We start from the raw sequence: 16,720 nt of genomic DNA, 5'->3' as shown, positions 1-16,720 counted from the left end.
CAAAGAAGCACCACTGCCATCAATCAATAAGCTTTAAGCTCGTCAGAAGAGAGTCCAGCGATTCTACCGGCCCGGCATGATTTGTCTCGGAACGAATTGTGTCCCAGGGCATGGCGTCATCAGTACAATAATCACCTGTGCACTGCATATCAGCAGGCTCACTGAGTAAACCAACCGGAAGCCAGATATAAGGTCTGCCACGCAACGGGTTAGGCACTGTGGAGCCACAGCTGGCGCAAAAATCGTTGCGATAACCGGTGAGTTTGCGCCATGACGCGATCTGGCTCTCACCGGAAACCCAGCTGAAGTCACTCTCTTTTACGATCGTTGCCAGGTTATAGCCGGTTCCGCTCTGTTTTCTGCAAAGAGAACAGTGACAACGGTAATAACGCGTGGGGGTTACTGATATTTCGAAAGCAACGGTTTCACACAGACATGCGCCTTTCATTTCATCATCCTGTTCACTCAGATTCCTGGTTTGTCTGACTACTTGCCTGATCATAGTGGTGTTTAAGTAAGGGGCTGCTGAAGCGCTACCGCAACCTTGTTAATTTAATGCCGCTCCGGCTCAATGCATGATCTTTTGCGGATTTGAGCCAGAAGCGGATAACCCTCGTACACCTTCATCAGTACTAACTGCGGCTGAATACCAGTTTCAGCCCTGCCAGCGCAAAGCAGCAGGCTAATAGCGCATCGAGTCCGCGACGAATGCGACGGTAAAATGCGCCCATCACGGCGGTTGAGAACAGCAGAGCATAGCCGCCGAACACAACCACGCAAATCACCGCACAGCCGCAGATGATTATCGGCAGCGTGGCGGCGACCACATCCGGCTTCAGTGCAAACGACATAATGGCCACCCAGGTAAGAATCGCTTTGGGGTTGCCGATATGCATCAGTATCCCCTGACGGAACAGTCTGCCATACGCGACACGCTCATCGCTGGCTTTAAAATCGCTGGCCTCAGTGCGGCGTAACGCAGATTTGCCGGCTTTAAACGCCAGCCATAACAGATATAACCCTCCGCCAATTTTTAACACGATCAGCAACTGTGCGAAGGTTGCCAGCACGGTCAGCACACCGCAGGCGGCCAGCAGCGCCCAGAGCATCGAACCACTCACGACACCCGCAGCCAACGCCAGTGCGGCACCCCTGCCCTTTTTCATTGCCGTTCCCATTATCGCCATATTACTTGGCCCGGGACTGGCTGTAGCGACAAAGTAGGTGGTGAAGATCAGGATTAATTCGTGCGAAAGCGCCATGATGTCCTCTGCGATGGGTTGTTATTTATCTGTTATATCGGCTGACGTGCAAATTTGCTATCTCCTGGTTCGCTGCGGCTTCGTTTCTCGCTTTAAACGATCTGCGCAATCAAACGTTTTCCAGACATAGCTTTCTTCTGCGGGGATCGGCATCCTGCCGGAAGTATCATCAAAGGATTCGCTTTAAGGGACAGCTCAGGGTCGTTTACGGTCATCCAGACGCAGCTGCAAAAATGTCAAATCCAGCCAGCGTCCAAACTTAGTTCCAACCTCCGTCATTCTGCCGGACTCAATAAATCCCAGTTTTTTATGCAGGGCAATGGATGCCGCATTATCCGATTCAATCGCCGCCACCATAACGTGCTTCCCGGCTTCGCGAGCAAGCTGGATAAGCCCCTGCATCAGGGCGGCACCCACGCCTTTACCTCGTGCATCTTTATGAACATAAACCGAATGCTCAACCGTATGACGATATCCGTTCCAGGGACGCCAGTCACCATAAGAGGCATATCCCAGCACGGTATCATCATTGTCGTCTGTCGCCACAATCATAGGAAAACCGGCCTGCTGGCGGCTGTTTATCCACGCGATGCGGTTAGCCACATCAATACGATTTTCATTCCAGATCGCGGTGGTGTTAAGCACCGCGTCGTTATAAATCTCTGCGATGATTTCAGCATCGCTTTCTACAGCCGCACGGATAATCATGGTGGACACCCCTTTGCTCACTCACTAAAGTAGATGAATTGTTCACTATGATAGAACCGGGACGCTGGTCAGGCATGAAAATCAGCCGGTGTGGCAGGATCCGGAAACCGGCTATCTGCGTCGCCACGTTTCACCGGGCGAGATGCCGGTCGATCTGGTCAGTGTCGAATTGCCGGCAAATACCGCTGTGCCGATGCCGGCAATCTCCTATGTTTCAAGACGCCAGCTGATATGGGTAATTGAAGGGACACTGACTTTTGAAGCAGGTACCAGCACCTATGAGATGGCTGCTGGCGACTGTCTGGAACTGGGCGATCCGGCTGACTGCGTGTTCAGAAATAAAACGACTCAGGGCTGTCGATATGCCGTTATCGTACTCCGGCCTGCCTGATTAACCAGTGACGTACACAAACAAGTGATACGTAAAAAATGACTCGATTGGAGGAAGAACATAATGGCTGATAACTTTTTAAAAGCAGCGATTACCGGTATCAGCAGGGCTATATTTAAAAATAAGAGTTGCTGATTAAAAATGAAATAGTTTTGACTCCATAAATATCGTCCGGGGGATAATTAATGAAGCTTTTGACCCATGGAATTACGCAGGTCTTTGCAGTCGATGGTGGGTAAAATACACCGAAGTTCTTAAGTTCGTTATGGCACATATTCAATATATTCGGTTAAACAGAGAAGGTAAAAAAAACCGGGACAGAGGCCCCGGCAAAACACAACAATACTCATGGAATCTTTCATATTCGCTGGCGTCTGATATTTTCCTGTCTTATCTGTTATCAGGCGAATTCCTTATAAATATGAGGCAGGAAGCGTCCCAGAGACGTAAATTCTGTCATATCATGCACTGCCATTTCATATGCAAATAACTCTAACGATTCTGCGTTCATACCTGCCCTGGTAATGTATTCTTCAGAAAGCTTTGCTCCGTTTGGAAAATTTGAAAAGCGATTCCACGACGGATGTGTCCCTATCCAGTAACGGTTTATCATTTGCATACCAGTTGGAGTATCGCGCCCAAGATGAATCATCATGACCAGTGGTGTTAAGGGATGATCATAAGGGGTAATTATGCCACTCGCGTTAAAGGTGAAATTGTTTCGTCTCAGTAGTTCACTATCTAAACCCAGGCTTTCCGGAGCGTCAAAATTAATAATTCCATCGAGATAGTTCTCACCGATATATTCAATTATGTGATTAGGGTTTCCGTATAGGCGCTTATCATAATTCAGACTGCTATCAGCTAATCGCTTAGGATCTGCAACAGAATTATGAACATGTGCATGAGGGAACCACAGATAATAACGCTCACTTTCAACTGGATGCCAGGTAAACCACCACCTGAACATATCCGTCGTTACTCCAGGAAAGAGATGCTGGCTTTGCGCATAAGCACATGGCCCATCTTCAACTACACCGTATCCGGATGGTGGATATTTATCGAAATCTTCTAATAAAACTTTTAGCCCCTCAATTGTCGGAGGCAGGATGTGATTTTTTGCTAATGGGCCCTTTTCCAGAGAAGTAACCATTTCGAGTGGAGCATCAAGTCTGCTGTTAAAGAAGTGCGAATAGGGCTTTCCCTGTATCTCTTTTTCATTGACCCTCAAACGTTTTTGCATAGGCACCTGAAAGTAGGTTATGAGAGTTTTGTTTAATGAAGCCCCTGCATTAAATAAATTTTCAGTTACTGATGAGTTGTTATAAACAGACGAACCGCTCGTAGCATAAACATTATTAAGTAACGAATGTGATAAAAAAGCGCTACCCGTCAGTAAAGGAATACTTCTTAGTAATTTACGGCGTGAGAGTTTTAACTTCATGTTGTAGCCTTTTAAGAATGCGAATAGATAAAATTGCATAAAAACCGAAATTATCACTACAGCCTAATAAGTTAGTATATTTTAGGAGTGCCCGGTTTTTTCAGAGTCATGAATTGCTTCATAAGAGACCCATCAGGATTAGCTAAATCATCTAATATGGTGAAATGGGTTGCCATGGGAAGAGTAAAGATTTTCACTGATTTATCAATCCTGACTAATTCGTCTGCATAACAGCTTGACTGCCTTATAAGTTCAGGTAACTCATCGCCACCAACCGAAACCAGCGTTGGAGCACCTTTTTCCAGATGAAAAAGTGGGCTATATAATTTTATTTCTACAGGCGTTAACTTTAATTTATCTTGCAACCAACACATACTTATCGGATTAAGATCCACGAGTGCACTGATCATATGTACCCTGGATATAGCATGATGTGAGCGGTAAAGTGCGGCAAGATGTCCACCTGCGGAATGACCAGCCAGGTATAGCGGACTATCGCGGACCCCTAGAAAATCCTGATCGTCTTTGATTTTCTTAATCAGGTGCCCGATTTCATTAACGATTTCTGTCATTGTTGCATCAGGTGCAAGAGTATATTCAGCCAGAATGACATTCATGCCGTTTGCGTGAGGTCCCTGCGCAATAAAGGCAAAATCTTCTTTATTACAATTTGTCCAATACCCACCGTGTATAAAAATATAAGTAGGCGAGTTTTTTATACCAGATGACAGAAAGTCGTAGCGTTGCCGGGGCTTACGGCCATAAGACCGATCACGGATCCAGTGATACTTTTTGTAGAGCGCACGACTTCTCGCTTGTAGTTTTTTTAATAATCCATCGAAGTCTTTGACAATTGCAGTATTGTTGTAAGCTTCATCCAGTTCTGTTTCAGTCATACCATGATAAAGATTATTTTGCATTACAACCTCCGAGTGTTGCCTTATTAATTGCATTTTATTTAAGAGAATCATAAAGTGAAGTGATTTTTGTAGTATGCATATCAGAGAACCCACTATCACCTATAACTTCATAATTTATTTTATCTTCTGTTATTTCTCTTTCTGTCTGGATTGACGCTTCAGCAAGCGGAGTGATCATGATTTTACTTATTTTTTTGAACCCAGGAATACTGACATTCAAGGATGCATACCATGCGGTAGGGTTGACAACCCTTAACTCAGCTCCTCTTTTTATAAACTTCAACTTTTGCATATCATCAAATGAAGGTGATCCTAAATGAGCAGGACGGACAAAAACTTTCAACCTCAAACGCAACGGGAAAAAGATCTTATTCATATCTCTGTCTTTTGACTTAATAATTGATGGTATTTGATAAATATTTAGCCAATAAAGAGATTCACGATCTGACGTCAACTCTTTCCTGGTCGTCAGTATGACACGCAAAGAACGTTTTTCATTAGGTAGTATCTTCAATACTGGCGGCAACACGATCACCGGTGTTTTGCTTTCATCAGGAGAAACATTGATATCCTGATCATCAGTCCATAATTGAACAACAGCAGGACTTGAACTATTGTTATATAGATTAATAGTTTGAGTCATATCTGAAGAATTAAAAATAAGACGTGTTTTATCAACATTAACCGCTGCAAAAGATTTTAAACTTAAAATAAAAGTAGCGGCTATAAAAACATTACTGAAAACTGATAACAACTTGTAATTGCGCATTGACTGTACCTGACGAAACATTCTGCCCACTGATAGCTTCAAGTGATGCAGTAAAGTCACCACTATAAATTTCTGCATAATCAGAAGATACTAATGAGGTAAGATCTTTATAGGCATACCAGCCTCGGATATTACCGGAACCTTTACTACCTTGCTCAGGCAGAAGATTGATAGGTGTACCAGTTTTATCATAAATTTTTATTCCAACCCCTGACGCGACACCTCCGCTACCATAATTAGTGTCAAGAAGCCAGGTCAGACCCCCACCGCTATTTACCAGTCCAAGATTATTAGCCTGACGAACTGCACTTGCCTGATTAACTAAAAAACCCATTGCTACGTTTGCTGAACTACTTGTTGAGTTGTTCGTATCAGAAACCGCTCCGGCATCACATTGCAGACTAATGTTGAATGGGGTCTGACTACTTCCGCCACCACGTAATGCACCAACACTAATCGGGGGTAATATAACCAGTGAAGGATAATCTAAAACCTCACAAAGCGCCCCACGGATGTAAGTAACATCTTTATAAGTACTCCACGCAGCTGGCCATATATCATAGAATCCTGGGAAGTTACTGGCGCTATCCTGACCAGGAGAAAGGTTGTTAGTCGCGAGACCTGGTCCCTTAAAAGCTATGTAGCCACGCGGCTGTGTCATAAGATCGACATATCTGCTGGCACCATTCATATAATAATTAGTCGCATCGATTTTAAACATTTCGTATAAGACATCACTGAAAGCACTTGCAGGTACATAGATATATTTTTCATCAGAATACCAGCTATCAGCATTGAGTCTTCTGGCTTTCCAGAACCGGCTGTAATACTCACCCGTCGCCACATTTGTCATGCGCACAGCGACATTTTTAGCCACATCGAAATACGCGCCGTCTAATTCTGATACAGCATTTCTGCCAGCATATGTGCTATCACCATTTGTAGCATACATTTCATAGAGACTATCACTGTCACTAAGTTCACATCTGAAAAGAATCTGGTTTGGGCTGTAACTTTTATTGCTTGCTGAGTTAATAAAGCTAACAACAGAACTCGCCAGAAGAGTACCTGATGGCTGGAAAGAACCACTGCTAAGGCTGACTACTGAAGGTAAACCTAAATTCCCAGAGCAAGTATCGCACGCCCCAGTCCATGGCGATGCGGTATATCCTGCTGATATCGCCTGAGCAGAAAGAGATGATGTACTTGTTACTTTTATGCAATTAGACAAAGCAGGAAAACTAAAACCAAAAAAAGAACATAATAATGAAATAATCATTTTTTCTTTTTTCATAATCTACGCCTTTTTACACGTGCGATTGAGATGAATAATTGACTCATTCATGGATCTATCAAGCTGATAACTGACCAGACAACGTTTCTTTTCATTATCTTCCCAGTCAACTCTTAATGTTCCTGAATTATTCGGTACCCTTGCATAAAGCTGTCCACCTTGCCCTATGACACCTATTAAATTACTTTCTGCATCATGAACTTCAGCACCCATAGGAGGCGTATCGCCTGCTTCAGTAACAAGGCTAATAAGGAGTGCTTTTCCCCTTATAGTGGAGAAGTTAACTTTGGCAATAGCACCCGCATAGGGAACGACTCGCTTGCTTCCGCCGCTTAATTCTGCATCAGGATTCATTTTCAAAGTATTCAAACTTACATCGTTTGTGCGATATGGCGTTAGTGAAGGTAAAATTGCGTATCCGTAACTATCTACCACAGCACCTTGACCATTTTGAACCTCTGCGCCTTCCGCACCTTCTGCATGAATCAGAGCGAAAGTATCATTAGTGTAAGGCCCTGCCGTGATGCCACCTTTATGAATCAACACTGTTCCACTCATTCCTAAGCCAGCCTGTCGGTAGTGATCACCTTGACCATAATTTGCACGTAAGCTACCTATGCGGCTATTCTGTTGCATATTGGCACCAAATGTTGTTGTATCTTCATCTGATGAATTACGCGCATGATCTGTGCCTGCATATACTGAGTATGATAGTTCCCTGTTTTCACCAAGCGATCCTGTAGTAGAAACAATGGATGAGCGGGTTTCCTTTGATTGATTATAATTATATGAAACAGAGGAAAGGCTTCTACCCCAGTCCAGCGGTACAGAAACATTAAAAGAAAACGTATTTTCGGTGTATTTTTTACGTCGACTGTCATCCTGATTTTTATCAAAATCGAGACGACTTCTGCTATAGTTCCAGGATGTTCTTTGTCGTCCGAAATTTAAGCCATAACTGATTTTTTTCCAGTTATTGTTGTAGCCTAATTGTAACTGAGTGATGCGTGATTGATTATTATAGTAGTCAGAAGTACTCGCACTCAGGCTAAGTAAACCAAGATTATCCATGGACTGACTAACTGTGGCAGACAGACGATTCCGCTGATGCAACGTATCGGAATAGTAATCAATATTCGAGTGACTCTGACGTCTTACACCAAGTACATCCTGTAGATCCCTGAATCCGCTGGTAGAGTAACGATAGGCAGCAAGAACTAAATTGGTCTTAGTCTGGAATGTTTTGCTGTAGCTAACTTCTCCTCGCCACCCTCTCAGAGTCTCATCATTTTCGACTTTTGCATTTGAAAAAGTACTATTAACGCCAATTGCTCCCGCGCTGGTTGACCAGACTCCCCCAACCAGCCATGCCTGATAGTCCTTAGCCAGTCTGGAGCCAGCCGTTCCGGTAATGCTGTTGCTTAAGCCTCTCTGCAAAATCCCCTCAAAAAATTCATTTTCAACTGAATAAAATTGTCTTACGCGGCCTAATGAAACCGAATAATGCCAGGTGCCTGGACGAACAGAATCAGGGACTGAAGAATACGGGACAATGAATGTAGAACTTTTACCATTTGCCTCGATAACTTCAACTTTAAGGTCACCCTGGCTGCGCGTGTTATATAAATCATCAATAATGAATGGGCCGGGTGGAACATTTACTTCGTAAACTACCTTGTCAAGCTGCTTAACAACCACACGGGCGTTTGATAATGCAACACCATGCACTTCAGGGGCATAACCGCGCTTACCCTGCGGCCACATTCTTTCGTCGGTGGCCAGTTTAATTCCATTAAAAGATAAACTGCCAAACAGAGAATTATCAGTGTAATTGTCACCAATGGAAATCTGACTATTGAAATTTTCAAGTGGACGCTGTATCCATGTTCTAACAGAGTTATAATCATATGCACTGCTGCCCGTGCTGGCATCAATATAACGAAAATTTCCTTGATGACGCAGTTGCCATTTGCCTAAGTTAGTGCCTGCTGTAATGCCACTCCAAAGGTACTTATATTCAAAATCAGAATCAGTATTATTGGTCCATGTAAAGTTAGTATTATGTCTAAAAAATAACGCTGTAATTCCTTTATCCCACTCTGATGGAGGTATGTAACCTCGGGGTTTTCTATTTAACTCCGTCATGGGGATCGTGAGTTGTAAACGAAGTGAGGCTTGATCAAACTCCCAGCCTCCCTTTTCAGACCATTTTACCAGGCTCCTGCACGCATGAGTGGCTATGTCTTTATCAGTGATTTTTAACTGAAGTTTCTGCATTTGTTGTGGTGTCAGGCAGGGCTGTGCACCTTTACTATCGTGACTTTCAGTAAAATTAACTTTTTCCTGGGATGAAACAAGATTCCCGTTCAGATAGATGTCAACAATATAATTACCTGAAGGCGTTGTATCATGGTTAAATTGGTCAATATTTTTCCCATAGGCAGTACCTTTGAACATAGATGAATCAAAAAAATAATCATCGCAATGACCTACTTTGGAAGTGCAGAAAGTAAAAATAAATGAGAATATAGCAAGTTTTTTATTATTTGTGATTAATGTTATATCTTTCACTTAATCTTGCTCCTTGATCATTAATCGCTGCTACGATTACTTCGCCACTGTCGTTAGGACGCAATTTTGAAGATTTGAACCAAAACGTTTTTTTTGAAAACGGTGGAATCATCTCAGCATCACTTTTATAGGTTCCACTATTAATATTTGCTTTAATATCAACGATTGATGCATGCCATGGCTGTGGATTTTCAATTTCAACGCCACCTCCTTTTTTTAAATCGTACACATAAGTTAACTTCAGGTTTTTGAGAATATTCCCGGGGTTACCGATAGCAGCAGGCCTGTAAAATGTTTTTATTCGATTTCGAACTATAACTAACATAGCGTTTTTATTTTTCGAATCATTCAGATTTGAAGGTGGTATCTGTAGCATATTGAACCACCCAAGCGTCTCCCTGTCGGTTGCTAATTTTCTACTGGATGAAAAGATCACTCTGATGATTTGACCTGAGCGTGGCTGAATACGAAATACAGGAGGTGATGAAATAAAAATCGCATTATTTTGTTTTTGCGGTTGAGAATCAGTATCTCCATCATCAAACCAGGTCTGAATGACATAAGGTATATCGTCATTGTTTTTTAACAGTACATCCACCGAACCAGATTTTTCTGGATAAATTATCCTACTTCCTAAAATAGTAACACTGCCGTATGCATGACTAGTTAATAACGATAAAATTAAAAATATCGCACGAGCACAATAATTAGTAGGATTGAGTTTTTTCATTCTTTTTTCTCAGTGCAAAAACGATGCGCATTATATAATGCGCATCATAATTAATTACTGGTAAGTCACTGCATATTGAAGCGAAGCCGCAACAGTACCTGCGGTAGTACCACCTGTAGAATAATATTGTGCACTATAATCTGCTGAAGTTTCAGTAGCACCAGGTTCAAGAGTCAAATCGCCGCTACCATTAAAACCACTTGTAAGATCGATGACGGCATCCTTAGTGTCCAGCAGCTGAACTTCAACATTTTGCGCTGTACCACTATTAATCAGATTGCCAGAGGAACTTACATTATTACCAATGAAGACTGTAGAAATTTTGGTAGATGCGGTGCTATCACCCGTGCAACCGCTAAGTCCTACCGTAAATGCTGTCAGTCCCGCAGTAGCGCCACTTGTTGTAAGATCAGATTTACTCACTGTCGGCATTAAAACTACAGGCGATGCTGCATTGCCGTTAACTGTAACGGAGCAGGTTTCATCAGATACTTCTCCCTGGAAATTGATTGTGTTATCTGAAGCAGAATAAGCTGATCCGGCGGACAGCGCTCCACAAATAAACAGGGAAAGGCATGCTTTATTTAATTTAATTTTCATTTCTTTATTACCTTTAAAAGTCTATTAGATGCAAATGAGCTGATGAAGATCAGCGCCCATTTTGCGGTGGATAGATTGTTTTATGTTGTAAACTTTCTTTTTGCCAAGGGACATTACCTTGGGCATGGCTGAAAGTGCACAACCTTGAAATGTCAGATCGAGAAATTTCATTTCATTTTCATTTAGCGAAATAATTCTTTTATTTTCACCTCCCTCCGTGTGGATACGATTACTGCAAATGACCTCATTGATATTATCGATGTTACTCCCCCGGTGAAGCATTTTATTTACAGACATATCGTTCTCGGACCAGAAATTAGCAAGTGATATCATTTTATCATCACAAACAAGGATGATTACCAATCCGGTTTTCTTCAGGTTCTCCAGCCAATAACTGTTAGTGAAATATCGCAAGTTATAGATAGAGAAATCCACAAAAACGATATTTCGCAGTAGAGTGCTTTCTTTTTTCTGTGGGAATGAAGATTTCAACCCCTCAGTTAAATAATTATTATTACCCGGCCATACAGTGAACTTCTGAATTTCACATCTACCTATGAGTACATCTGTGTACGGTGTAATAAGGCATTTGCGCGAACAGCGTATGCAACACAGATTTGGTTTTATTAAATGTTTCATTAACTGCTCCATTCAGAGGTTTTGCAGATGAATCTATGTCTCTCAGAAGGTGCAATCATCCTAACGCAAATCACTGATTTTAGTGATTTATATTATTAATAAAGATAAATAAAGAACATTACTCTGATATTACAGGTTGATTCCGAACTGAAAAGTACTTTATATGCTGGGAAGGCGTAACACAGGTTTTCGCATTGTCTCTGTATTGCATTTAGTTAAAGGGAAGATAAGGAAGTGCCTTAGAACGGTTCCGGGAAAGGTTGGTTTTGTTATGCCTGCTGTAGATTCTCCTTGATTTAACACTCAGGGGTTTATTTAACCCTGAGATATTATTGTGCTATAAATTGCAGAAGTATTTTAGTCGGCATAGGGAGTGTTAAAGATAGTGCAGGAAAATAACCAATACGAACAGGAAACCAGTAATCAGATTGTATAGTTCCTATGAATCAACAATCTGATTACTGTAATAGAGCTTTTCTGATTTAAAAACTATATTTCAGGCCTAACATAGCCTGCGACTCAGAATACCCCTTACCTCCCATTTGCTGTGATACATAGCCGGTCAGGTTAAGTTCCGGAGCAATTCGTCCCTCAACGCCAAGTTTTAGCTCCCCAATATTTCGGGTGCCAGCCTGACTAACAGTAACGCCATCCATGGTGATGCCACGTAATTCTGTATTATGTATCCATGATGTTTCAACAAATGGCTTAAAATTGCGCTGTTTTCCTTCATCCAGAGTACTATGACCTTTAAGGAAAGACTTCAATGCCAGCCGGGTAGTGATATTGTCATTTCCATCACTTCGTATTTCTGTGCCGTTATATTCGTGGTGTGTATCGCTACGAATACCAGACCATGTAGCACTGATCAGCGGCTGAACGTACCAGTTCAATTCTTCATGTCGACCTAAGTTACCCATAGCAATTACATAACCCGTCTCGAAGGTGGTGTTCAGGCCTTTTGAATCATATTTCTCAGCACTGAGTCCTTCACCATTAATTGTGTTATTAAACCAGCTGTATTGCAGCAAAGCATCAAGGTAAGGACCATGTTCGCTTGAACCATCACCGAACCAGGTAGAGTAAAGACCAAGCGTGTAACCCTTAACGATGCCTCGCGCGCTATAACCTGACAATATGGAACCGGAACGTATATGGCTGTAGCCATATCCTGCCAGCGCACCGATGCGTAACGAGGAGCCATTATCTGAATTAGATCTTGCCATATCCCCCCCCATTAATAGCGTGTAACTATTGGATCGGGTTTTCAGCTGTCCTGATTTATCGGTATAACGGGAATGACTACCCCTGTTTTTAATCCATAGACTGGTGCTTTTATCTTCGCCTGTAATGTTATCTGTATATTCCGTTTCCCCAAGCCTGTCGCTCAGGTTTGAGCGGAACATAGTGTCAGCGGCGATCAAACTGGCTGAATAAACGCCCCCCTCCGGGCGACGAAGCTGGATTTTATTAGCATCAATCCCTGCATTGTCTTCACCGCTCTCAGTGACTCCGCCGTCGATATTCCCTTCGTGGCTTCCGCTATCTGAGTCGCCATTTTGACCTTCGTTACTGCCGCTGCCTGCACTACCGACGCCATCTTCATTGTTACCTGGATCTATACCGTTTCCTTCGTTGCCTCCGCCAGACCCGCTACCAGCTTCATTGCTACCTGAATCTATACCGTTTCCTTCGTTGTCTCCACCAGACCCGCTACCACCGACATCATCTTTATAGTTAGATAAATACCAGTTTGATGTTTCGTCGTTCTTCCCTCGGGTCAGATGATATTCAAATGCTCCAGCAACGATTCGGCCTTGCTGGACAAATTCCCCTGATGACTTGCCGCCTACAGTGATCAGTTCGATTCCATTGAGGGTTTGCGCTCCGTTTCCACCGAGATTAGTTACAGCAACGCGGGAAGTGCCGGTGGTATCTCCTGATATAAGGAGCCGATCGGAAATTGAATCATCACCTCCCAGCGTTGTAGCGAAAACGAGTAAGCCGTTATTGCCAATATAATTGCCATTTACTTTCAAGGTTGTTCCAGGCTGATTAGCCGACACGATTACTTTGCCGGCATTTGTCAGGCTGCCAATCGTTTGGTTATAGCCATTGATATTTAATGTGCCAGAGGATCCCACATCGTAAGTAGCATTAGGGCTGAAGGTATTTTCTGTGCCCGCCTGCAGAATACCACCTGAAATTTTAGTAGCACCCTCCCACGTATTTGGTGCTGTGAGTACAGTCGTACCATTATTATTTTCAACAGTACCTTTACCCTGAATGAGATTTGCAAACAGGTATTCACTTTCAGTATGGTTAAAATTTAGCCTGCCTTCACCCTCTCCAAAGCTGATCGTAGCATCAGGATTTAGCTTGCCCGCAGAAACAGCAGATAGCCTTGCAGGAGCACCAATATCAAACACGCCCGTTGAACCACTCTGCTGAGCAATCACTATACCAGCACTTTCTAATTCTCCTTCCTTTTGAAGGATAAGGTTTCCTCTGCCAGCTTTGCCTATAATCGTCTTCTCATTTACAGCATATATCCCCGAATTTAAACCTGTGATATGTACTTTTCCTGTTGCACCAGCAGCACCTCCAATAATAAGAGATCCTCCTTCAGGCGAAGGAGGGTATGATGCAATAAATATCTTTCCGCCATTCTCAACAGCAACCAGGCCGGTACCATTATCTTCGGCACCAACTGTCATAAACCTGTGGCTTAAGAAACTAGAACCGGCATCTGAAACATTAATAATACCGACACCCCCTTCCCCTCCAATTTTCGTATATTTATTAGTTACTGTTCCCCCATTGAATACATTCAGCTCAGCTATGCCATTAACTCCGACATAGGCATAACCTATTGAATCAGATCCCCAGACTTTAAGTGCACCGCCGTCGACATTGATAATGCCTTTAGAACCACTTCTATTAGCGACTCGAAGCGTTAGTGTCGTCACTTCACTGCCAGGGCTGATATAAAGTCTGCCTGTTCCATTCTCGCCTACAACTAATGTTCCCGAAGGTATTCTCCATACTGAGTTAAGTCCTGCAACATGTACGATACCTGTAGAGCCAGCCCCGCCGCCAATGCTTGAGCCCGATCCAGAAGCCATAATCCCGGCTCCATCCAGAATGTTCATTTCACCATATGATCCCTTACCGTTAGCAACTCTGAAACTGTTCTGTACATTTATCCATGCCTCTTTGATAGTAAATCTGCCACTGGACGCTTCCCCCTTACCAATATAAAGGCTCTGACTACCGTAAACCTCGGATGCATTATCGATTTTCAAAGTGCCTGAGGGGAACATGTGGTCTCCCGAAGTATCTTTATCACCAACGATTATGTCCCCCTCATAGGATGAAAATGATTCACTACTACTTTTTGATTAACATCCCCGTCGAATATAACATCTGCCCCAACAGGGGGAGACATAGAGGCGACAATAAAAAATATTGCTTTTTTTCTTTTCAATGAATTTTGCATGGCTGTAATCACCTGATGAAGTTATTAGCGACTTATTGAGCTACTTAATTACGGGCGGGCATTGATTGAATAATACTTTCGTTATATCTCTACCCAACTTTCGGCTTATCATCGGCTTGAGCTGATAAACCTTTTTAATTGGTAAGTACAGTGCTTTAGAAATACACATCGGATCTAATCCCTTCAATGAGAGATTAATATATTTTATTTCAACTTTATCCAATCTGTTAATTTTCTTATCTGAAGGAATATGTGAAATATAATGAGCCGCATTAAAAACTCCGATTGTTTTTTCCAGAGAAAAATCACTGTAAATCACAGCGCTAATCTTTCTCTCACGGATTCTCCAGTATTCTGCTAAAGGCTCCAGTACGCTGTCACAGATGAGTATTATTTTTCTTTTAGCTTTCTTTAACAGGATAATCCATTTATCATTAATAAAGCACCTGATATTGAGACATGAAAAATCAACAAACAAGTACTCTTTCCTGACGCTTTTATTTATACATAATGATTCAAGGGCACAAAGACCTGTTTTAAGGTAAAAGTTTGAGTCTGGCCATAAAATCAATTCATTCATAAACTCCATTTTGAGTGCTCCTTATCTTTTAACAGGCTTAATAATTTGTACCGAATCTCTATTGGAAGAAGAGACCTCCCCTTTATTAAATATCTATGTCGTGCTTATACATTTCAGATAGTGAAAACAGTCGAATAGAGGATGGGTTTAAAATTTGGTCCTGGTTAACCCTACTCCACTACAATCTTCAGCATCATTTTCTCTGCACTTTGAGTGAGATAATTCTCACTTTTTTAAGCTTGATTGGGTATTTATTTCACCAAAAGGCAATAATAAAGACAAATATTCTGCATAAATGATATTTAAAAGATTATTCGAGTATCCGGGGGTGTTTTTAGCATAAGAAAAAGATAGTATTAATGCATCTGTAGAGGCACATTCCCGGATGACTGACTTGTCCCAGAAGATATGTATCAGTGATTTCAGCGAGTTGAGTGAATTCACAAGGAGTATTTATGTATTTTATTTTGAATAAAAGTATAAAGTTTATACCCGCAACCAATGAGTTATGCCTGGTTTTACATGATGGGAATAGCATACTTATATCGAATGCAGCTTCCCGATTACTTGATGAGCTGATACGTAATGTTAACGAAATTTCCACGCGTGATGAGCTTCTTCAAAAAGTATGGGAGGATTATGGCTATACCTCTTCTTATAACAATGTTTACATGGCAGTCAGCGAACTGAGGAAAGCAATTACCACTCTTGGCCACAGCAAGAATATAATTATTACCGTGCCAAAAATAGGCATTAAACTTGTCGCAGATGTTGATATATTTGAGTTAAATCGCGGCCAAAATAATAGATCGCCTGGCCCGATACTTTCAGGCTCCGAGTCAACTTTAAATTCCTCTGAAGACACTATGTCTGATTTACAGAGTGAGAAAATTTCAGATGGAAGTCCGGGTATGCATGTTCTTGTGGAGGAAAACAGAGCTGATAGAACTTTTCATAATTATCGCTGGTTAATCCTGCCTTTCATACTCCTTATAGGAATGGGGAGCCTTTACCTTCAGCATGTACAGGAATTCAGCATACAAAAACTAAGCCTTTATGATTCTTTCGATTTTCAAGCCTGCCGGATTTACATTATTAACAGGAGTGCTGGATATGACATCGCACAACTCAGAGATAATGCCTTGCATGTTATTGATGTAAATAAAATTAATTGCAAAAACGGCAATAAAAGCATTTATTTTCAGGGTAACTTTCTTCGCTCTGGGCTACTCGCAGAATATACACTTGGCATCTGCTCTCGTAATGAGAAAAAAAACTCCTGTGAGACTATTAAACATCTGGCGGGCTAAGAA

Annotated in this window: 14 protein-coding genes and 1 pseudogene; 2 read left to right on the top strand and 13 right to left on the bottom strand. The window is 42.1% G+C overall.

Translation table 11 applies throughout. From position 1 onward, the window contains the following. Positions 1–19: 19 nt before the first annotated feature. The 3 genes from PAG01S_RS21805 to PAG01S_RS13990 all read right to left on the bottom strand — a co-directional run bounded on the left by PAG01S_RS21805 (position 20) and on the right by PAG01S_RS13990 (position 1,970). A complete protein-coding gene (locus PAG01S_RS21805; RefSeq protein ID WP_073970679.1) occupies positions 20–448 on the bottom strand; it encodes a GFA family protein in 429 nt (142 codons plus the stop codon). A 184-nt stretch (positions 449–632) separates the two neighbouring features. Next, entirely contained in the window at positions 633–1,262 is a 630-nt protein-coding gene (locus tag PAG01S_RS13995; RefSeq protein WP_010670716.1) for a LysE family translocator, read from the bottom strand. Positions 1,263–1,457: 195 nt separating this feature from the next. Further along, complete coding sequence (locus PAG01S_RS13990) at positions 1,458–1,970, bottom strand: GNAT family N-acetyltransferase (RefSeq protein ID WP_062759138.1); 513 nt, start codon at positions 1,968–1,970, stop codon at positions 1,458–1,460. 52 nt (positions 1,971–2,022) lie between these two features. On the opposite strand from PAG01S_RS13990, the pseudogene PAG01S_RS13985 reads away from it, so the two are divergent. Next, positions 2,023–2,361: pseudogene (locus tag PAG01S_RS13985) on the top strand (LacI family transcriptional regulator); the annotation flags it as partial. A 400-nt stretch (positions 2,362–2,761) separates the two neighbouring features. On the opposite strand, the gene PAG01S_RS13980 reads toward PAG01S_RS13985, so the two are convergent. The 10 genes from PAG01S_RS13980 to PAG01S_RS13950 form a co-directional block, all read right to left on the bottom strand. Continuing rightward, positions 2,762–3,805: a DAPG hydrolase family protein gene (locus PAG01S_RS13980; protein ID WP_062759137.1), complete on the bottom strand. Its 1,044-nt coding sequence runs from the start codon at positions 3,803–3,805 to the stop codon at positions 2,762–2,764. Between the two features lie 71 nt (positions 3,806–3,876). Further along, complete coding sequence (locus PAG01S_RS13975) at positions 3,877–4,725, bottom strand: alpha/beta hydrolase (protein WP_062759135.1); 849 nt, start codon at positions 4,723–4,725, stop codon at positions 3,877–3,879. 34 nt (positions 4,726–4,759) lie between these two features. After that, entirely contained in the window at positions 4,760–5,494 is a 735-nt protein-coding gene (locus PAG01S_RS13970; protein ID WP_062759133.1) for a fimbrial assembly chaperone, read from the bottom strand. Continuing rightward, positions 5,460–6,773, bottom strand: coding sequence for a fimbrial usher protein StbD (gene stbD, locus PAG01S_RS21800; protein WP_245006280.1), 1,314 nt, complete (start codon positions 6,771–6,773; stop codon positions 5,460–5,462). Before stbD ends, PAG01S_RS13970 begins: the two co-directional genes overlap by 35 nt. A gap of 18 nt (positions 6,774–6,791) precedes the next feature. Further along, positions 6,792–9,359, bottom strand: coding sequence for a fimbrial outer membrane usher protein (locus PAG01S_RS13965; RefSeq protein WP_062759131.1), 2,568 nt, complete (start codon positions 9,357–9,359; stop codon positions 6,792–6,794). Further along, positions 9,331–10,089 carry a fimbria/pilus periplasmic chaperone gene (locus PAG01S_RS21795; protein WP_073970677.1) on the bottom strand — a complete coding sequence of 253 codons (759 nt, stop codon included), beginning with the start codon at positions 10,087–10,089 and terminating at the stop codon, positions 9,331–9,333. Before PAG01S_RS21795 ends, PAG01S_RS13965 begins: the two co-directional genes overlap by 29 nt. Positions 10,090–10,143: 54 nt before the next feature. Then, the gene (locus tag PAG01S_RS21790; RefSeq protein ID WP_073970676.1) at positions 10,144–10,689 is read right to left on the bottom strand and encodes a fimbrial protein; all 546 of its coding nucleotides are present in this window, start codon (positions 10,687–10,689) and stop codon (positions 10,144–10,146) included. 24 nt (positions 10,690–10,713) lie between these two features. After that, positions 10,714–11,328: a hypothetical protein gene (locus tag PAG01S_RS13960; RefSeq protein ID WP_062759129.1), complete on the bottom strand. Its 615-nt coding sequence runs from the start codon at positions 11,326–11,328 to the stop codon at positions 10,714–10,716. Between the two features lie 482 nt (positions 11,329–11,810). Beyond that, entirely contained in the window at positions 11,811–14,651 is a 2,841-nt protein-coding gene (locus PAG01S_RS13955) for an autotransporter outer membrane beta-barrel domain-containing protein (protein WP_062759127.1), read from the bottom strand. A 216-nt stretch (positions 14,652–14,867) separates the two neighbouring features. Beyond that, entirely contained in the window at positions 14,868–15,416 is a 549-nt protein-coding gene (locus tag PAG01S_RS13950) for a hypothetical protein (protein ID WP_062759125.1), read from the bottom strand. Between the two features lie 446 nt (positions 15,417–15,862). On the opposite strand from PAG01S_RS13950, the gene PAG01S_RS13945 reads away from it, so the two are divergent. Then, positions 15,863–16,717, top strand: coding sequence for a transcriptional regulator (locus PAG01S_RS13945; protein WP_062759123.1), 855 nt, complete (start codon positions 15,863–15,865; stop codon positions 16,715–16,717). Positions 16,718–16,720: the final 3 nt, after the last annotated feature.

The organism is Pantoea agglomerans NBRC 102470, assembly GCF_001598475.1.
In the GTDB taxonomy this organism is placed as follows: Bacteria; Pseudomonadota; Gammaproteobacteria; order Enterobacterales; family Enterobacteriaceae; genus Pantoea; species Pantoea agglomerans.
The sequence above is the reverse complement of the archived record's forward strand: the minus strand, read 5'-3'. Positions and strand labels throughout refer to the sequence as shown.

What these genes read in the sequence shown, in the direction of transcription:
- PAG01S_RS21805 (WP_073970679.1), bottom strand. Translation starts at nt 448, where the DNA reads ATGAAAGGCGCATGTCTGTGTGAAACCGTTGCTTTCGAAATATCAGTA.
- PAG01S_RS13995 (WP_010670716.1), bottom strand. Translation starts at nt 1,262, where the DNA reads ATGGCGCTTTCGCACGAATTAATCCTGATCTTCACCACCTACTTTGTC.
- PAG01S_RS13990 (WP_062759138.1), bottom strand. Translation starts at nt 1,970, where the DNA reads ATGATTATCCGTGCGGCTGTAGAAAGCGATGCTGAAATCATCGCAGAG.
- PAG01S_RS13980 (WP_062759137.1), bottom strand. Translation starts at nt 3,805, where the DNA reads ATGAAGTTAAAACTCTCACGCCGTAAATTACTAAGAAGTATTCCTTTA.
- PAG01S_RS13975 (WP_062759135.1), bottom strand. Translation starts at nt 4,725, where the DNA reads ATGCAAAATAATCTTTATCATGGTATGACTGAAACAGAACTGGATGAA.
- PAG01S_RS13970 (WP_062759133.1), bottom strand. Translation starts at nt 5,494, where the DNA reads ATGCGCAATTACAAGTTGTTATCAGTTTTCAGTAATGTTTTTATAGCC.
- stbD (WP_245006280.1), bottom strand. Translation starts at nt 6,773, where the DNA reads ATGATTATTTCATTATTATGTTCTTTTTTTGGTTTTAGTTTTCCTGCT.
- PAG01S_RS21795 (WP_073970677.1), bottom strand. Translation starts at nt 10,089, where the DNA reads ATGAAAAAACTCAATCCTACTAATTATTGTGCTCGTGCGATATTTTTA.
- PAG01S_RS21790 (WP_073970676.1), bottom strand. Translation starts at nt 10,689, where the DNA reads ATGAAAATTAAATTAAATAAAGCATGCCTTTCCCTGTTTATTTGTGGA.
- PAG01S_RS13960 (WP_062759129.1), bottom strand. Translation starts at nt 11,328, where the DNA reads ATGAAACATTTAATAAAACCAAATCTGTGTTGCATACGCTGTTCGCGC.
- PAG01S_RS13955 (WP_062759127.1), bottom strand. Translation starts at nt 14,651, where the DNA reads ATGTTCCCCTCAGGCACTTTGAAAATCGATAATGCATCCGAGGTTTAC.
- PAG01S_RS13950 (WP_062759125.1), bottom strand. Translation starts at nt 15,416, where the DNA reads ATGGAGTTTATGAATGAATTGATTTTATGGCCAGACTCAAACTTTTAC.
- PAG01S_RS13945 (WP_062759123.1), top strand. Translation starts at nt 15,863, where the DNA reads ATGTATTTTATTTTGAATAAAAGTATAAAGTTTATACCCGCAACCAAT.